The sequence below is a fragment of the Kluyvera sp. Awk 3 genome (genome assembly GCF_028069715.1).
Taxonomy (GTDB): Bacteria; Pseudomonadota; Gammaproteobacteria; order Enterobacterales; family Enterobacteriaceae; genus Kluyvera; species Kluyvera georgiana_A.
In genome coordinates this window covers 77,342-94,166 of the sequence record NZ_JANEWH010000002.1, presented here as the reverse complement: position 1 = coordinate 94,166, position 16,825 = coordinate 77,342, and the positions used below count along the sequence as shown (strand labels likewise).

13 protein-coding genes are annotated in these 16,825 nt (G+C 57.0%); 9 read left to right on the top strand and 4 right to left on the bottom strand.

Features of this window, described 5'->3' with window-relative positions; genetic code table 11:
- The first annotated feature begins 182 nt into the window (after positions 1 to 182).
- The 5 genes from NNN71_RS01270 to NNN71_RS01250 all read left to right on the top strand — a co-directional run bounded on the left by NNN71_RS01270 (position 183) and on the right by NNN71_RS01250 (position 6,998).
- Positions 183 to 1,337: an AgaS family sugar isomerase gene (locus NNN71_RS01270; protein WP_167574972.1), complete on the top strand. Its 1,155-nt coding sequence runs from the start codon at positions 183 to 185 to the stop codon at positions 1,335 to 1,337.
- Between the two features lie 12 nt (positions 1,338 to 1,349).
- Positions 1,350 to 2,222 (top strand): tagatose-bisphosphate aldolase subunit KbaY, encoded by an 873-nt coding sequence (gene kbaY / locus NNN71_RS01265; protein WP_106927162.1) that lies wholly within the window; start codon positions 1,350 to 1,352, stop codon positions 2,220 to 2,222.
- A gap of 114 nt (positions 2,223 to 2,336) precedes the next feature.
- The gene (malX, locus tag NNN71_RS01260; protein WP_249022707.1) at positions 2,337 to 3,908 is read left to right on the top strand and encodes a maltose/glucose-specific PTS transporter subunit IIBC; all 1,572 of its coding nucleotides are present in this window, start codon (positions 2,337 to 2,339) and stop codon (positions 3,906 to 3,908) included.
- Positions 3,909 to 3,919: 11 nt separating this feature from the next.
- Positions 3,920 to 5,095, top strand: coding sequence for a MalY/PatB family protein (locus NNN71_RS01255; RefSeq protein ID WP_271457702.1), 1,176 nt, complete (start codon positions 3,920 to 3,922; stop codon positions 5,093 to 5,095).
- A 13-nt stretch (positions 5,096 to 5,108) separates the two neighbouring features.
- The gene (locus NNN71_RS01250) at positions 5,109 to 6,998 is read left to right on the top strand and encodes an enterotoxin (RefSeq protein WP_271457701.1); all 1,890 of its coding nucleotides are present in this window, start codon (positions 5,109 to 5,111) and stop codon (positions 6,996 to 6,998) included.
- A gap of 65 nt (positions 6,999 to 7,063) precedes the next feature.
- Here NNN71_RS01250 and rsmI read toward each other — a convergent pair whose 3' ends face one another.
- Positions 7,064 to 7,927 (bottom strand): 16S rRNA (cytidine(1402)-2'-O)-methyltransferase, encoded by an 864-nt coding sequence (rsmI, locus tag NNN71_RS01245; RefSeq protein WP_163447820.1) that lies wholly within the window; start codon positions 7,925 to 7,927, stop codon positions 7,064 to 7,066.
- 62 nt (positions 7,928 to 7,989) lie between these two features.
- Here rsmI and NNN71_RS01240 point away from each other — a divergent pair, with 62 nt between their 5' ends.
- The 4 genes from NNN71_RS01240 to dolP are packed head-to-tail and all read left to right on the top strand — an operon-like array spanning position 7,990 to position 11,625.
- Positions 7,990 to 10,086, top strand: coding sequence for a penicillin-binding protein activator (locus tag NNN71_RS01240; RefSeq protein ID WP_271457700.1), 2,097 nt, complete (start codon positions 7,990 to 7,992; stop codon positions 10,084 to 10,086).
- Entirely contained in the window at positions 10,044 to 10,433 is a 390-nt protein-coding gene (locus NNN71_RS01235) for a YraN family protein (protein WP_271457699.1), read from the top strand. The genes NNN71_RS01240 and NNN71_RS01235 overlap by 43 nt, the downstream gene beginning before the upstream one ends.
- Positions 10,434 to 10,449: 16 nt before the next feature.
- Positions 10,450 to 11,040 carry a DnaA initiator-associating protein DiaA gene (gene diaA / locus NNN71_RS01230; RefSeq protein WP_064542037.1) on the top strand — a complete coding sequence of 197 codons (591 nt, stop codon included), beginning with the start codon at positions 10,450 to 10,452 and terminating at the stop codon, positions 11,038 to 11,040.
- Positions 11,041 to 11,049: 9 nt separating this feature from the next.
- On the top strand, positions 11,050 to 11,625 hold the full coding sequence (gene dolP / locus NNN71_RS01225) for a division/outer membrane stress-associated lipid-binding lipoprotein (RefSeq protein WP_163447817.1): 576 nt from the start codon (positions 11,050 to 11,052) through the stop codon (positions 11,623 to 11,625).
- Between the two features lie 22 nt (positions 11,626 to 11,647).
- On the opposite strand, the gene NNN71_RS01220 is transcribed toward dolP, so the two are convergent.
- From NNN71_RS01220 to NNN71_RS01210, 3 genes are all read right to left on the bottom strand, one after another.
- On the bottom strand, positions 11,648 to 12,286 hold the full coding sequence (locus NNN71_RS01220) for an NAD(P)H-binding protein (protein ID WP_271457698.1): 639 nt from the start codon (positions 12,284 to 12,286) through the stop codon (positions 11,648 to 11,650).
- Between the two features lie 140 nt (positions 12,287 to 12,426).
- Positions 12,427 to 15,570, bottom strand: a complete 3,144-nt coding sequence (locus NNN71_RS01215; RefSeq protein ID WP_271457697.1) for a CusA/CzcA family heavy metal efflux RND transporter — start codon at positions 15,568 to 15,570, stop codon at positions 12,427 to 12,429.
- 10 nt (positions 15,571 to 15,580) lie between these two features.
- Positions 15,581 to 16,822 (bottom strand): efflux RND transporter periplasmic adaptor subunit, encoded by a 1,242-nt coding sequence (locus NNN71_RS01210; protein WP_271457696.1) that lies wholly within the window; start codon positions 16,820 to 16,822, stop codon positions 15,581 to 15,583.
- Positions 16,823 to 16,825: the final 3 nt, after the last annotated feature.

The following is a 16,825-nucleotide window of genomic DNA, read 5'->3' as shown; positions in this document are numbered from 1 at the left end:
ATAAATAAAACACCCCTCTTAAGATCATAATTTTCGTTTTATTTCCCATTCGATCATTGAACTTTCGATTTCTTTTCTATAGATTTTAATTAACCGATAAAGTGAACAAGTGAAACGAAACGAAAGATAGCGACCTATTGCCAGCGTCTGATGTGGAATTTACAAGACTAAGGACTTACGTTATGCCAGAAACCTATATCTCCGCCGCCTCGACAACCGGTACCTGGACAGAGGAAGAGATCCGCCAGCAGCCTGCGAGTTGGATCCGTTCACTGAAAAATATTGATGCGATCCGATCGACCATTGATGCTTTTCTGACACCGCTGTTACGCAAAACCGATCTGCGCATCGTACTGACCGGGGCCGGAACGTCGGCATTTATTGGCGAAACCATCGCCCCATGGCTTTCCCGCCACACGGGGAAAAATATCAGCGCCGTACCCACCACCGACCTCGTCACCAATCCAATGGACTATCTGAACCCGGCACACCCGCTGCTGCTGGTTTCATTTGCCCGCTCGGGCAACAGCCCGGAGAGCGTGGCTGCCGTTGAGCTGGCCAACCAGTTCGTTCCTGAGTGCTACCACCTGTCAATTACCTGTAACGAAGCGGGCAGCCTGTACCAAAATCTGGTCGACAGCGATAACGCTTTCGCCCTGCTGATGCCGGCCGAAACGCACGATCGCGGCTTTGCCATGACCAGCAGCATTACCACCATGATGGCAAGCTGCCTGGCGGTATTCGCGCCGGAGATCATCAACAGCCAGACCTTCCGGGACGTGGCCGATCGCAGCCAGGCGATCCTCGACTCACTCGGCGATTTTAGCCAGGGTGTCTTTGGCGACGGCGCCTGGAAACGCGTCGTCTATCTGGGCAGCGGCGGATTACAAGGTATCGCGCGTGAGTCTGCGCTGAAGGTGCTGGAGCTAACCGCCGGCAAACTGGCGGCCTTCTACGACTCGCCAACCGGTTTCCGCCACGGACCAAAATCACTGGTCGATAACGAAACGCTTATCGTGGTGTTCATCTCCAGCCACTCTTACACGCGCCAGTACGACCTGGATCTGCTGGCGGAACTGCGCCGCGATCGTCAGGCAATGCGCGTGGTCGCGATTGCCGCGGAAACGGATGCCATCATCGAAGCAGGCCCGCATATTCTGCTGCCCCCTTCCCGTTCGTTTATCGACATGGAACAGGCGTTCTGTTTCCTGATGTACGCCCAGGTCTTTGCGCTGACTCAGTCGATTCGTGTTGGCAATACCCCAGATACCCCCTCTGCCAGCGGCACGGTCAATCGTGTTGTGCAAGGCGTGATTATTCATCCGTGGCAGGCTTAAGAGGATCTTCTTATGAGCATTATCTCAACGAAATACCTTCTGCAGGATGCGCAGGCCAACGGCTACGCCGTACCGGCGTTTAACATCCACAACGCCGAAACGATCCAGGCGATCCTCGAGGTGTGCAGCGAAATGCGCTCGCCGGTGATCCTCGCGGGGACTCCCGGCACGTTTAAACACATTGCCCTGGAAGAGATCTACGCCCTGTGCAGCGCGTATTCGCTCACTTACGACATGCCGCTGGCGCTGCATCTCGATCATCACGAATCGTTGGATGACATTCGCCGTAAGGTTCACGCCGGCGTACGCAGCGCGATGATCGATGGCAGCCACTATCCGTTTGAACAAAACGTGAAGCTGGTGAAATCGGTGGTCGATTTCTGCCACCTCAACGATTGCAGCGTTGAGGCCGAACTGGGCCGCCTGGGCGGGGTAGAAGACGACATGAGCGTCGACGCGGAAAGCGCCTTTCTCACCGACCCGCAGGAGGCGAAACGCTTTGTTGAGTTGACCGGTGTTGACAGCCTTGCCGTGGCTATCGGCACGGCACATGGTCTCTATACCAAACGGCCAAAAATCGACTTCCAGCGGCTGGCGGAAATCCGGGAAGTGGTGACGGTGCCGCTGGTGCTGCATGGCGCAAGCGATGTGCCGGATGAATATGTTCGCCGCACCATCGAGTTGGGCATCTGCAAAGTCAACGTCGCAACCGAGTTGAAGATCGCCTTCTCTGACGCCGTCAAAGCCTGGTTTGCTGAAAATCCGCAGGGCAATGACCCGCGCTTTTACATGCGGGTTGGCATGGACGCCATGAAAGAAGTGGTCAGAAGCAAAATCGCCGTCTGCGGCTCAGCGAATCGGTTACGGCTACCGGCGGAGGCCTGATCCGACAGCGTATTACAGCAATATCTCAAAATAACTATAAGCCTCGCAAATATGAAGGCGCGTCCTTAAACCGGGTAGCGCCTTCCATTATCCTAAAAATCCGAGGGTCCCTACATGACACAAAAAAAATCTTTTAAGTCAAAATCATGGGAGTTTTTCCAAAGTCTGGGAAAAACCTTTATGTTCCCGGTTTCACTTCTTGCCTTTATGGGATTGCTGCTGGGTATCGGTAGTTCAGTGACCAGCCCTTCCACCATTACGAGTTTTCCCTTTCTGGGCGGCGAATTTACGCAGTTGACCTTTGGCTTCATCGCCATGGTCGGTGGCTTTGCATTTACCTATCTGCCGCTGATGTTTGCCATGGCGATCCCCATGGGGCTTGCCAAGCGCAACAAGGCGGTCGCCGCCTTTGCCGGGTTCGTTGGCTACATGCTGATGAATATGAGCATTAACTATTACCTGACGGCCACCCACCAGCTTGCCGACCCCGCCACCATGAAACAGGTGGGACAATCGATCGTGCTGGGCATTCAAACCCTGGAGATGGGTGTACTGGGCGGCATTGTGGTTGGGGTTATCACCTATTTTCTGCACGAGCGTTTTCAGGACACGGTTCTGCACGACGCCTTCGCGTTCTTTAGCGGCATTCGTTTTGTGCCGATTATGACCGCTCTTACCCTGTCGCTGGTGGGTCTGTTCATTCCTCTTCTGTGGGAATACGTCGCGCTGGGTATCGCGGGTATTGGTCATATCATCCAGAGCACCAGCGTTTTCGGCCCCTTCCTCTACGGCGTGGGTGTGCTGCTGCTGAAACCTTTTGGTCTGCACCACATCTTGCTGGCGATGGTGCGTTTTACCCCCGCAGGCGGCATTGAAATGGTGAATGGCCATGAGGTCGCCGGGGCGCTGAATATCTTCTACGCAGAGCTTAAAGCCGGCCTGCCGTTTAGCCCGCACGTCACCGCGTTTCTGTCACAAGGGTTTATGCCGACCTTTATCTTCGGTTTACCCGCCGTGGCTTACGCCATCTACCGCACCGCGCGTCCGGAAAATCGGCCGGTCATTAAGGGGTTGCTGCTTTCCGGCGTGCTGGTTTCCGTCGTCACCGGTATTTCAGAGCCGATTGAGTTCCTGTTCCTGTTTATCGCCCCCGCGCTTTACGCCTTCCATATCGTCATGTCTGGCCTGGCGCTGATGGTGATGGCCCTGTTGGGGGTGACCATTGGCAATACCGATGGCGGCATTCTGGATCTGCTGATCTTCGGCGTGATGCAGGGAATGTCGACCAAATGGTATCTGCTGTTCCCGGTCGGTATTGCCTGGTTTGCCATCTACTTCTTTGTCTTCCGCTGGTACATCCTCAAACACGACATCAAAACGCCGGGCCGCGAGGTGGATGCTCAGGGGGCGCAGCAAGCCGTCGAGGCTAACACCCGCGCGCGTGGAAAATCAAAATACGATCATGGGCTTATCCTGCGTGCACTCGGCGGTAAAGAGAACATTGAGTCGCTTGATAACTGTATTACCCGCTTGCGTCTGGTGGTGAAAGATATGGGCCTCATCGATCAGCAGGCGCTGAAAGCGGCCGGCGCGTTGTCGGTGGTGGTGCTTGATGCTCACAGCGTACAGGTGATCATCGGCCCGCAGGTACAGAGCGTCAAAACCGGCATTGAAGCCTTAATTTAACAGGGGGAGTGATGTTTGATTTCGACAAAATCATCGAGCGCCAAAGTGATAAGTGCCGTAAATGGGACCATGCCTTTGTGTGCTCGCGTTTCGGTGACGTCCCGCAGTCCTTTATCCCCCTGTGGATAGCCGATATGGATTTCACCTCGCCGCCTGCGGTGATTGACGGCTTCCGGCGCATCGTGGAGCACGGCACCTTTGGCTATACCTGGTGCTTTGACGAATTCTACGACGCGGTTATCGGCTTCCAGCGCAAACGTCATCAGGTTGAGGTAGAAAAGTCGTGGATCACGCTAACCTACGGCACCGTCTCCACGCTGCACTACACGGTTCAGGCGTTCTGCAAACCGGGTGACAGCGTGATGATGAACACGCCGGTCTACGATCCTTTTGCGATGGCGGCACAGCGCCAAGGCGTGCAAGTACTTGCTAACCCGCTACGCGTGGAGGACAACCGCTATCAGCTTGATTTTAATCTGATAGAAGAACAGCTCAAAACCCACCGTCCAACGCTGTGGTTCTTCTGCTCGCCGCATAACCCGTCCGGCAGGATCTGGCGCGCGGAAGAGATACGTCAGGTGTCCGATCTCTGTCAACGCTACGGCACAATTCTGGTGGTCGATGAGGTTCACGCCGAGCACATTCTGGATGGCAAATTCGTCAGTTGCCTCACTTCTGGCTGTGCCGCACAGGACAACCTGATCGTGCTCACGTCACCCAACAAGGCGTTCAATCTGGGTGGCCTGAAAACCTCCTACTCCATGATTCCCAACGACTTGTTGCGCCAGCGCTTCCGCCAGCAGCTTGAGAAGAACTCGATTACCTCGCCCAATATGTTCGGGGTATGGGGAATTATTCTGGCCTATCAACACGGTCTGCCATGGCTCGACGCGCTGAACGGTTATCTGCAAGGCAACGCCCGCTATCTGGCGGATGCCATCCAGACCCACTTCCCGGCGTGGAAGATGATGAATCCGGAATCGTCGTATCTGGCGTGGATAGACGTGAGCGCGGATGACCGTAGCGCAACGCAGCTAACCCAACATTTCGCACAACAGGCGGGCGTGGTCATAGAAGACGGCAGCCACTATGTACAAAACGGCGAAAACTACCTGCGGATTAATTTTGGCACCCAGCGCTACTGGCTGGAGCAGTCCATTAACCGAATGCTGAAAAATAACAAATAAGGACCTTACCCCAATGAAGAAAGCGCTCACTCTCTCACTGCTGGCTCTTTGTGTTTCTCATGGCGCAGTGGCAGCAAACTACGCCCTCAATAACGACAATATTGCTCTCTCATTCGATGATACCAACTCAACGGTCGTGGTGAAGGACAACAGGGCTAACCATCCGCTCACGCCGCAGGAGTTGTTCTTTCTGACGCTACCGGATGAGAGCAAAATCCACACCGCCGATTTCAAAATCAAGCACGTTGAAAAGCAGGACAACGCGATTGTCATCGACTTTACGCACCCGGATTTTAACGTCACGGTGAAGCTGAACCTGGTGAAGGGAAAATACGCCAACATCGGCTACACCATTGCCGCCGTTGGGCAGCCGCGCGACGTGGCTAAAATCACCTTCTTCCCAACCAAAAAGCAGTCCCAGGCTCCTTACGTAGATGGCGCAATCAATAGCTCACCGATCGTTGCCGACTCGTTCTTTATCCTGCCGGATAAACCGATCGTCAATACCTACGCCTATGAAGCTACAACCAATCTCAACGTAGAACTGAAAACACCGATTCAACCAGAGGCCCCGGTCAGTTTTACCACCTGGTTCGGCACGTTCCCGGAGACCAGCCAGCTGCGCCGCAGCGTGAACCAGTTTATTAATGACGTACGTCCACGGCCCTACAAGCCTTATCTGCACTACAACAGCTGGATGGATATCGGCTTTTTCACTCCCTACACCGAACAGGATGTGCTGGGGCGTATGGACGAATGGAACAAGGAGCTCATTACGGGCCGCGGTGTGACCTTAGACGCTTTCCTGCTGGACGATGGCTGGGACGATCTGACCGGACGTTGGCTATTTGGCCCGGCATTCAGCAACGGTTTTAGCAAAGTCCGAGAGAAAGCCGACAGCCTGCACAGCTCCGTTGGGCTATGGCTTTCTCCGTGGGGCGGCTACAACAAACCGCGCGACGTTCGCGTTTCGCATGCAAAAGAGTATGGGTTCGAAACCGTGGACGGCAAGCTGGCGCTGTCGGGAGCGAACTACTTTAAAAACTTCAATGAGCAGATCATCAAGCTTATCAAAAACGAGCACATCACCTCGTTTAAGCTCGACGGGATGGGTAACGCCAGTTCACATATCAAAGGCAGCTCGTTCGCCTCAGATTTCGATGCGTCAATCGCCCTGCTGCACAATATGCGTAGCGCAAACCCGAATCTGTTTATCAACCTGACCACCGGCACCGACGCCAGCCCGTCCTGGCTGTTCTACGCCGATTCAATCTGGCGTCAGGGAGATGACATCAACCTGTATGGTCCTGGCACGCCGGTACAGCAGTGGATGACCTACCGCGATGCCGAGACGTACCGTTCCATTGTCCGTAAAGGCCCGCTGTTCCCGCTGAACTCGCTGATGTACCACGGGATAGTCAGCGCCGCGAATGCCTATTACGGGCTAGAGAAGGTGCAAACGGACAGCGATTTTGCCGATCAGGTCTGGAGCTACTTCGCGACCGGCACCCAGCTGCAGGAGCTGTATATTACCCCGTCGATGCTGAACAAGGTGAAGTGGGACACGCTGGCGAAGGCAGCAAAATGGTCGAAGGAAAACGCCAGCGTGCTGGTTGATACCCACTGGATTGGCGGCGACCCGACGGCGCTTGCGGTGTACGGCTGGGCCTCCTGGAGCAAAGACAAAGCCATTCTCGGTTTGCGCAACCCGTCGGATAAGCCACAAACCTACTATCTGGATTTAGCGAAAGATTTCGAAATACCGGCAGGAGACGCGGCGCAGTTTAGTCTGAAAGCGGTATACGGCAGTAACAAAACCGTGCCCGTTGAGTATAAAAACGCGACGGTGATTACCTTGCAACCGCTGGAAACGCTGGTGTTTGAGGCACTGCCCGTTAACTAAAGGCCTGTACCAATGAGTCGCCGGGTAAAGCGCAAGCTCCACCCGGCAAAACCGGCAGCAGGGGCTTACTCCCCCTGCTGCTCCAGCGCATACTTATACAGCGCATTCTTCTTCACGCCGTGGATCTCCGCCGCCAGCGCCGCCGCTTTCTTCAACGGCAGCTCCGCCTGCAACAGCGCCAGCGTACGCAGCGCATCGGCGGGCAGTTCGTCGTCCTGAGCTTTATGGCCTTCAACAATCAGCACCATCTCGCCTTTGCGACGGTTTTCATCTTCTTTGACCCACGCCAGCAGTTCGCCGACCGGCGCGCCGTGGATGGTTTCCCAGGTTTTGGTCAGCTCGCGCGCCAGCACCACGTAGCGGGCTTCCCCCCATACGGCCACCATATCTTCAAGGCTGTCGAGCAGACGGTGGGTGGATTCGTAGAAAATTAGCGTGCGCGGCTCGGCTTCAATCGCCTTCAGCGCGTCACGACGGCCTTTGGATTTCGCCGGTAAGAAACCTTCATAGCAAAAACGATCGGACGGCAGACCGGCGGCGCTAAGCGCGGCAATCGCGGCGCACGGGCCAGGAAGCGGCACGACGCGAATCCCCGCTTCACGGCAGGTACGCACCAGGTGATAGCCAGGATCGTTGATCAGCGGCGTGCCCGCGTCAGAAACCAGCGCGATGTTCTGGCCCTCTTTCAGCTTCGCCACCAGCGTCTCAGCTTTTTGTTGCTCATTGTGATCGTGTAAAGCAAACAAACGGGCGTTAATCGCGAAGTGTTGCAGCAATAAACCGGTGTGCCGCGTGTCTTCAGCCGCAATTAAATCAACAGCTTGCAATACTTCGAGCGCTCGTTGGGTAATATCAGCCAAATTTCCGATAGGAGTAGGTACAATAAAGAGTTGGCCTTGAGAATTATCCGCCGATTCGTGTTGTTTCATTGTTTCGTCCGTATTGCCGATTTAATATTGAGCATTGCGTAAAAAATATCACTGGATACAGAATGGTACCCTCAACATTTTCTCGTATGAAAGCCGCGCGTTGTCTGCCGGTTATCCTGGCCGCGCTGATTTTCGCAGGCTGCGGAATCCAGCAACCTGCCGATCAGAGTGCCGCCCAGCTTCAGGGCGCGACGCAGGCTGATTCCGGCTTTTACCTGCAGCAGATGCAGCAAAGCTCGAATGATAGCAAGACCAACTGGCAATTACTCGCCATTCGTGCACTGCTGAAAGAAGGTAAAAGCCAGCAGGCGCTGGAACTGTATAACCAGCTGCCGAAAGAACTGAATGCCGTTCAGCGCCAGGAACAGTCTCTGCTGGCCGTTGAAATCAAGCTTGCGCAGAAAGATTACGCCGGCGCTCAGGCGCTGCTGCAGCCGCTGAAGGCCGATGATTTCGACAGCGTTCGCCAGGCCCGCTTCTGGCAGGATACCATCACCGCCGAGCAGGGTAAGCCCTCTCTGACGCTGCTGCGCGCCCTGATTGCCCAGGCGCCGCTGTTAACTACCCAGCAGGAAAAGCAACAGAACAGCGACGCCACCTGGCAAGCGCTCTCCGCCATGACCCAGCAACAAGCCAACGCGCTGGTGATCAACGCCGATGAAAACGATCTGCAAGGCTGGCTGGATCTGCAACGCATGTGGTTTGATAACCGCAACGATCCGGACATGCTGAAGGCAGGCATCAAAGACTGGCAGACACGCTATCCGCAGAACCCGGGGGCGAAGGTCCTGCCGTCGCAACTGGCCAACGTGCAGAACTTTAAACCCGCGTCGGTCAATAAAATCGCCCTGCTGCTGCCGTTAAGCGGCCAGGCATCGGTCTTTGGCCGCACCATTCAGCAAGGGTTTGAAGCCGCGAAAAACGGTGCCACGCCGGTTAACGGCAGCGCCGTTCCCGAGCAGGTAGCCCAGGCGGCCTCCACGCCCGTCGTTAGCCCGTCACAGGCTGAAATCAGCGATCTGACCAGCCCGCAAACTCAGGCGCCGGTACAGGCTCCGGCCACCGCTGCGCCGGTGCAGGCCGCAGCACAGCCGGAAACGACCGCTGTACCGGCCACTGCTGCACCAACGGCAGCGCCAGCGCCTGCTGCACAGCCGCAGGCCGTTGCCAGCGTGGCCGCGAATCCCTCAGCAGAGCTGAAAATCTACGATACCTCTTCTCAGCCGTTAAACCAGATTCTGGCGCAGGCGCAGCAGGATGGCGTCAGCCTGGTGGTCGGCCCGCTGCTGAAAAATAACGTCGACGAGATGCTGAAAAGCAACACGACACTCAACGTGCTGGCGCTGAATCAGCCCGAGTCGGTGACGAGCCGCGCCAACATCTGCTACTTCGCCCTGTCGCCGGAAGATGAAGCCCGCGACGCCGCGCGCCACATTCACGACCAGGGAAAACAGTCGCCGCTGCTGCTGATGCCACGTAACGCGCTCGGTGAACGCGTCACTCAGGCCTTTGCCGATGAATGGCGTAAACTGGGCGGCGGTACCGTACTGCAACAGAAATTTGGTTCGCTCTCTGAACTGCGCGGCGGCGTCAACGGCGGCTCCGGCATCTCGCTGTCGGGTACGCCGGTGGCCTCAACCCAGCCGCAGCCGCAGAGCGTCACCATCGGCGGGCTGACTATTCCAGCCGCGCCAACCGATGCGCAAATCACCGGCAGCAGCAAAGTCGATGCCGCCTATATCCTGGCGACACCGGAAGAGATTGCGTTTATCAAGCCGATGATCGCAATGCGTAACGGTAGCCAGAGCGGTGCGATGCTGTACGCCAGCTCGCGCAGCGCGCAGGGCACCGCTGGCCCGGATTTCCGTCTGGAGATGGAAGGTTTACAGTACAGCGAGATCCCAATGCTGGCTGGCAGCAACCCGGCGCTGATGCAGCAGGCGCTGCGTGCGGTCAACAACGACTACTCGCTGGCTCGCCTGTACGCGATGGGCGTTGATGCCTGGGCGCTGGCCAATCATTTCTCTCAGATGCGCGGCGTGCCCGGCTTTGAGCTGAACGGCAACACCGGCGATCTGAGCGCCAACCAGGACTGCGTGATTAACAGGAAGTTATCATGGCTCAAATACCAGCAGGGGCAAATCGTCCCGGCAAGCTAACCACGAAACAGACCGGTGACGCCGCGGAACTGCGCGCCCGTCGCTGGCTGGAGCGTCAGGGACTAAGCTTTATCGCCGCCAACGTGCATGAGCGCGGCGGCGAGATCGATCTGATTATGCATGATGGCGCGGTAACGGTATTTGTTGAAGTGCGTTACCGCGCATCCAACGCGTTTGGCGGCGCGGCCGCCAGCGTGACCCGAAGCAAACAGAACAAACTGTTACAAACTGCCCGTTTGTGGCTCGCCCGCCACAATGGGAGTTTTGACACTGTGGATTGCCGTTTCGATGTGATAGCCTTCACGGGCAATGAGATCGAATGGCTTCAAAACGCTTTTAGCTTATAGAATGTAAAGGGATATCGTGCTCGAAAGAATCAAAGTGTGCTTCACCGAAAGCATCCAGACCCAAATTGCCGCGGCGGAAGCGCTCCCGGACGCTATCTCCCGAGCCGCGATGACCCTGGTACAGTCGCTGCTGAACGGCAACAAAATTCTCTGTTGTGGTAACGGTTCATCCGCGGCCAACGCACAGCATTTTGCGGCCTGCATGATTAACCGTTATGAAACTGAGCGTCCCGGTTTACCTGCGATTGCACTTAATACTGATAACGTGGTCTTAACGGCAATCGCCAACGATCGCCTGCATGATGAAATCTATGCCAAGCAGGTGCGCGCGTTGGGTCATGCTGGCGATGTGCTGCTGGCCATCTCCACGCGCGGCAACAGCCGCGATATCGTGAAAGCGGTTGAAGCCGCCGTGACCCGCGACATGACCATCGTGGCCCTGACGGGCTATGACGGCGGCGAGCTGGCCGGTTTACTGGGCCAGCAGGATGTGGAAATTCGCATCCCGTCGCACCGCAGCGCGCGCATTCAGGAAATGCACATGCTCACGGTGAACTGTCTGTGCGATTTAATTGATAACACCCTTTTCCCACACCAGGACGACTAAGGAGAACACATGAAGGTAATTTCGACCCTCGCGGTCCTTATTTCCGCACTGCTGCTCCAGGGATGCATTGCCGCCGCCGTTGTTGGCACCGCGGCAGTGGGGACCAAAGCCGCAACTGACCCGCGCACGGTGGGAACTCAGGTGGACGACAGCACGCTGGAAGTTCGCGTGAACAGCGCACTGTCAAAAGATGCACAAATTAAGAAAGAAGCGCGTATCAACGTGACCGCATATCAGGGCAAAGTGCTGCTGACCGGTCAGGCGCCGGACCTCAGCCTCGCCACCCGCGCGAAGCAGATTGCCGTTGGCGTTGATGGGGCTACCGAAGTGTTTAATGAAGTGCGTCAGGGCCAGCCGATTAGCCTGGGCACCTCTTCGTCAGACACCTGGATAACCACCAAAGTACGCTCGCAGCTGTTAACCAGCGATCAGGTGAAATCCTCGAACGTGAAGGCCACTACCGAGAACGGTGAAGTGTTCCTGATGGGCCTGGTGACCGACCGTGAAGGCAAAGCCGCGGCCGATATCGCCAGCCGCGTGAGCGGCGTGAAGCGCGTCACCACCGCGTTTACCTACATTCAGTAACCCGCACGATGGCCCGGCTAATTCACTGCCGGGCCATTTCTCTTAGCTGACGCGACGACAAAATCGTCACCGGGGACGCCCCCGGATTCTTCGCCATTCTCAGCATGGCTTTCGCCACATCCTGCGCAGCAATCGACTTCCAGTTTCCCGGCAGCAAACTAAACAGCGGCGCCAGCAGACGCTCGTTTAAGCGCGGCGTGCTGCGTTCACCCAGCAGCATCGAGGGGCGAGCCAGAGTGAGCCGCGGCCAATCTTGTTCAATCAGCGCCGATTCCATCTGACCTTTCACGCGGTTGTAGAAAAACGGCGAATTCGCGTTTGCCCCCATCGCGCTCACCACCAGCAGCTGCTGCGCGCCAAGGCGTAAACCAGTCTGTGCCGTTTCCAGCACCAGGTCGTAGTCAACATGGGTGAACGCGGCCTTTGAGCCCGCATCGCGTATCGTGGTGCCAAGGCAGCAAAATACGGTATCGATGGGTGAGGTGACCTGCGCGAGCGCGGCGCTGAGATCCGGGTCATGCGGGTTCTCTATGCCGAAGGCGTGCTCCAGCGGATGGCGCGTAGGTGCAATAATCGATTCCACCTGCGCCTCGCGGCGCAGCAGGTTAAGTAAGTGCCCACCAACAAGGCCAGTGGCACCGGTAATGAGGACGTGATGCATAAGGGTCTCCCTATTCCCTGGTATCGAATGGTTCACCGCTCGTAGGCCGGATAAGGCGTTTACGCCGCCATCCGGCAATGTACTCCGTGACTGCCGGATAGCGCTGCGCTTATCGGGCCTACGCGCGTCAATCGCACACTTTATTGGCTACGTTTGTGGCGATATAACCATATCAATTTATAGGCAGCCGGAATGATAAACAACGACAGCAGCGGCGCGGTAATCATCCCGCCAATCATCGGCGCGGCAATACGGCTCATCACTTCTGAACCTGCGCCCGTCCCCCACAGTATGGGCAATAACCCGGCAATAATCACGGCGACGGTCATTGCTTTTGGCCGTACGCGCAGCACCGCGCCGTGGTAAAGCGCGTCGTCCAGGCCTTGCTCGGTGAAGGTTTCCGCGCGCTGGAGCTTAGGATCGGCTTCCACTGCGTGGCGCAAATACATCAGCATTACCACGCCAAACTCCGCTGCGACCCCGGCCAGAGCGATAAACCCGGTGCCGGTCGCCACCGACATATGGAACGCCTGCCAGTAGAGGAACCAGATCCCGCCCACCAGCGCAAACGGCAGACTCATCAGAATCAACACCGCTTCTTCCACCCGACGGAAAGCCAGATAGAGCAGAATGAAGATAATCATGACCGTCATTGGCACCATCAACTTGAGCTTCTTATTGGCGTGCTCCAGCAGTTCAAACTGCCCGGAGAACGCCACGCTGGTGCCCGGCTTCAGGGTCACATTCTGGCTAATGGCCGTTTGCAGATCATGCACCACCGAAACCATATCGCGGTCGCGCGCGTCGATGTAAATCCAGCTCGCCGGGCGGGCGTTTTCCGTTTTCAGCATCGTCGGCCCGGATACCACCTGCACTTTCGCCACGTCGCCCAGCGTAATCTGTTGCTTTGTGGGCGTCAGAATCGGCAACTGGCGTAGGGCCGTCGGGCTGTCGCGGAAACCTTGCGGATAGCGAATGTTGATCGGGTAACGCGCGACTCCCTCAACGGTTTCCCCCACCATCGCTCCGCCGATCGCCGACGAAACGAAAAGCTGCACATCGCCCACGGTCATGCCGTAACGTGCGGCTTTCTGCCGGTCAATATCGACATCGATATAGCGTCCACCTTCCAGCCGCTCCGCCAGCGCGGAAACGACGCCAGGCACCGTTTTCGCCACAGTTTCAATGCGCTGCGCCGCGTCGTCGATATCCGCCAGCGAAGTGCCCGAAACTTTAATGCCAATCGGGCTTTTAATACCGGTCGAGAGCATATCAATGCGGTTACGAATCGGCGGCACCCACAGGTTCGCCAGCCCCGGCAGACGCACGGTGGCATCCAGCTCATCGATGATTTTGTCGAGCGTCATCCCTGGCCGCCACTGGTCCTGCGGCTTGAGCTGGATGGTGGTTTCAATCATCTCCAGCGGCGCGGAGTCGGTCGCGGTTTCCGCTTTCCCGGCTTTGCCAAACACCGACGCCACCTCCGGCACCGTTTTAATCAACTTGTCGGTTTGCTGTAGCAACACCGCCGCCTGCCCCGGCGAGATACCCGGCAGCGTCGAGGGCATATACAGCAGATCGCCTTCGTTGATCTTCGGCAGAAACTCGCCGCCCACCTTGCTCAGCGGCCAGATAACGGTAAACATCGACAGCACGGCGACCAGCAGCGTCAGCTTCGGCCACTTCAGCACCTTCAGCAGCAGCGGGTGATAAAGGGCAATCAGAAAACGGTTTAACGGGTTGCGCGATTCTGCCGGAATTTTCCCCTTAATCCAGAACCCCATCAGGATTGGAATCACCACAATCGCCAGCGCCGCCGCCCCGGCCATGGCGTAGGTTTTGGTAAACGCCAGCGGGCCAAACAGTCGCCCTTCCTGGCCTTCCAGCGTAAAGATGGGAATAAACGACAGGGTGATAATCAGCAGGCTGATAAACAGCGCTGGCCCCACCTCCACGGCCGCATCGGTAATCTCTTTCCAGCGCGTGGCGTTGTCCATTTGTTCATCGGGATGCGCTTCCTGCCAGTGTTCCAGCCGCTTGTGGGCGTTTTCAATCATGACGATCGCCGCGTCCACCATCGCCCCGACTGCGATGGCGATGCCGCCAAGCGACATAATGTTGGCGTTCAGCCCCTGGAAGTGCATGACGATAAAGGCAATGCACAGCCCCAGCGGCAGCGAGACAATCGCCACCAGCGCCGAGCGCACGTGCCAGAGAAACAGCGCGCAAACCACCGCCACCACGATAAATTCTTCAATCAGCTTTGAACGCAGGTTATCGATCGCACGGTCAATCAACTGGCTACGGTCGTAAGTCGTGACGACCTCAACGCCTTCCGGCAGGCTTTTTTGCAGCGTGGCGAGCTTCTCTTTCACCGCCGTAATCACTTCACGGGCATTCTTACCAGAACGCAGCAGTACCACGCCGCCCGCCACTTCCCCCTCGCCGTTCAGTTCGGCGATGCCACGGCGCATTTCCGGGCCAATCTGCACCCGCGCCACGTCCTTCAGGTAGACCGGTACGCCATTCTCCCCCGCTTTCAGGACGATATGATTAAAGTCATCCAGGCTTTTGAGATAGCCGGTGGCGCGCACCATATATTCCGCTTCGGCGATTTCAACCGATGAACCGCCCGCTTCCTGATTCGAGGTGCTGAGCGCCTGCTTAACCTCTCCAAGACTGATGCCGTATTGGGCGAGCTTCATCGGGTCGACCTGCACCTGATACTGCTTCACCACGCCGCCCACCGACGCCACTTCGGCAACGTTAGGAATGGTTTTCAGCTCGTATTTCAGGAACCAGTCCTGCAACGAACGCAGCTCGGCGAGATCGTGCTTGCCGCTTTTGTCCACCAGCGCGTACTCAAAGATCCAGCCGACGCCGGTGGCATCCGGGCCAATCTCCGAACTGACGCCCTGCGGCAGTTTGCCCTGCACCTGATTGAGGTACTCCAGCACGCGCGAGCGCGCCCAGTACAGATCGGTGCCGTCTTCAAAAATGACGTACACGTAGGAGTCGCCGAACTGCGAGAAGCCGCGCACGGTCTTCGCCCCCGGCACGGACAGCATGGTGGTAGTAAGCGGGTAAGTGACCTGATTTTCCACAATCTGCGGCGCCTGCCCCGGATAGCTGGTTTTGACAATCACCTGCACGTCAGAGAGATCCGGCAGCGCATCCACCGGCGTATTGACGATCGTCCAGCCGCCCCAGGCGCTGAGAAACAGTACCCCCATCATCACCAGAAAACGGTTGGCGACCGAACGCCGGATAATCCATTCAATCATCACCGTCTCCTTAATGCCCGGCATGAGGGTCAGCGGTATGGCGCATACGATCCAACGCGCCGCTGATATTGGCTTCGGAGTCAATCAGGAACAGGCCGTTCAGCACCACCGACTCTCCTTCCGCCAGGCCGCTGGCCACGCCCGTCTGCTGCTGTGACGCATGCAGCACCTGAATTTTCTTCGGTACAAATTCACCGTTGCTGGCCACGGTAATCACCCGCTGTTCATCGCCGGTATCAATTACCGCCTGCGATGGAATCAACAGCATTTCGTCACTTTGCGTGTTCAGCTTCAGGTAAGCGTTCATCCCAGGCTTCAGCAGTTCGTCCCGGTTGTTAACCTGCAAACGCACCTGCACGGTACGGGTGGTTGGATCGACGCTGGGCAAAATGGACCATTTCTGGATCGGGAAGGTTTTATCGGGATAGGCCGGGATCGCCACCCTGAACTGCGTCGAATCCTTCAGCAGCCAGGCCGTGGATTCCGGTACTGCGGCGCTGATCCACACCGGATCCATACCCTGTATCTGCGCCACGACGTTATCTTTGGCGATGTTCATTCCGCTTTTCAGACTAAAGGCGGTGAGCACACCGTCAATCGGCGCGTTGAGAGTAAAGCGCGTCTGTACCCGACGGGTCGTGCGCATCCGCTGGATGTCCGTCTCCGGCATCCCCGCCAGACGCAGCCGTTCCAGCACGCCCTCCAGCTGCGTTGCCGTGCCGCCGGAGCTGGCCAGCAGCAGATACTCACTCTGCGCCTCTACCCACGACGGAATCGTCACTTCCACCAGCGGTGCGCCTTTGCGTACCTTGTCACCGACCGTAAGCGGATACACCTTCTCGATAAAGCCTTCGGCGCGCGCTTGTACAATCACGAACTGGTATTCGTTATAGCTGACGTTCGCCGGCAGCGTCTGGCTGTAGGTCAGCCGCCCTTTCGTCACCGTCGCGGTACGCATGCCCAGATTGTGCACCTGAGTGGGATCGATACGTACGCCACTCGTGGAGGTCTCGCCTCCTTCATCGGCGTACTTGGCCACCAGATCCATATCCATAAACGGCGATTTTCCCGGTTTATCGAAACGCACATCTGGCTTCATCGGATCGTACCAGTAGAGCACTTTACGCTCGGCTGGCTCGGCTTTAACCTGTGCGTCAGGGGCCGTCAGGCGGCTTATCGCCGCCGTTGCCAGCCCACCAATCACCAGGCTACAGACGATCGCCGCGGTATATTTTAATTGAGCTTTTGTCATGGC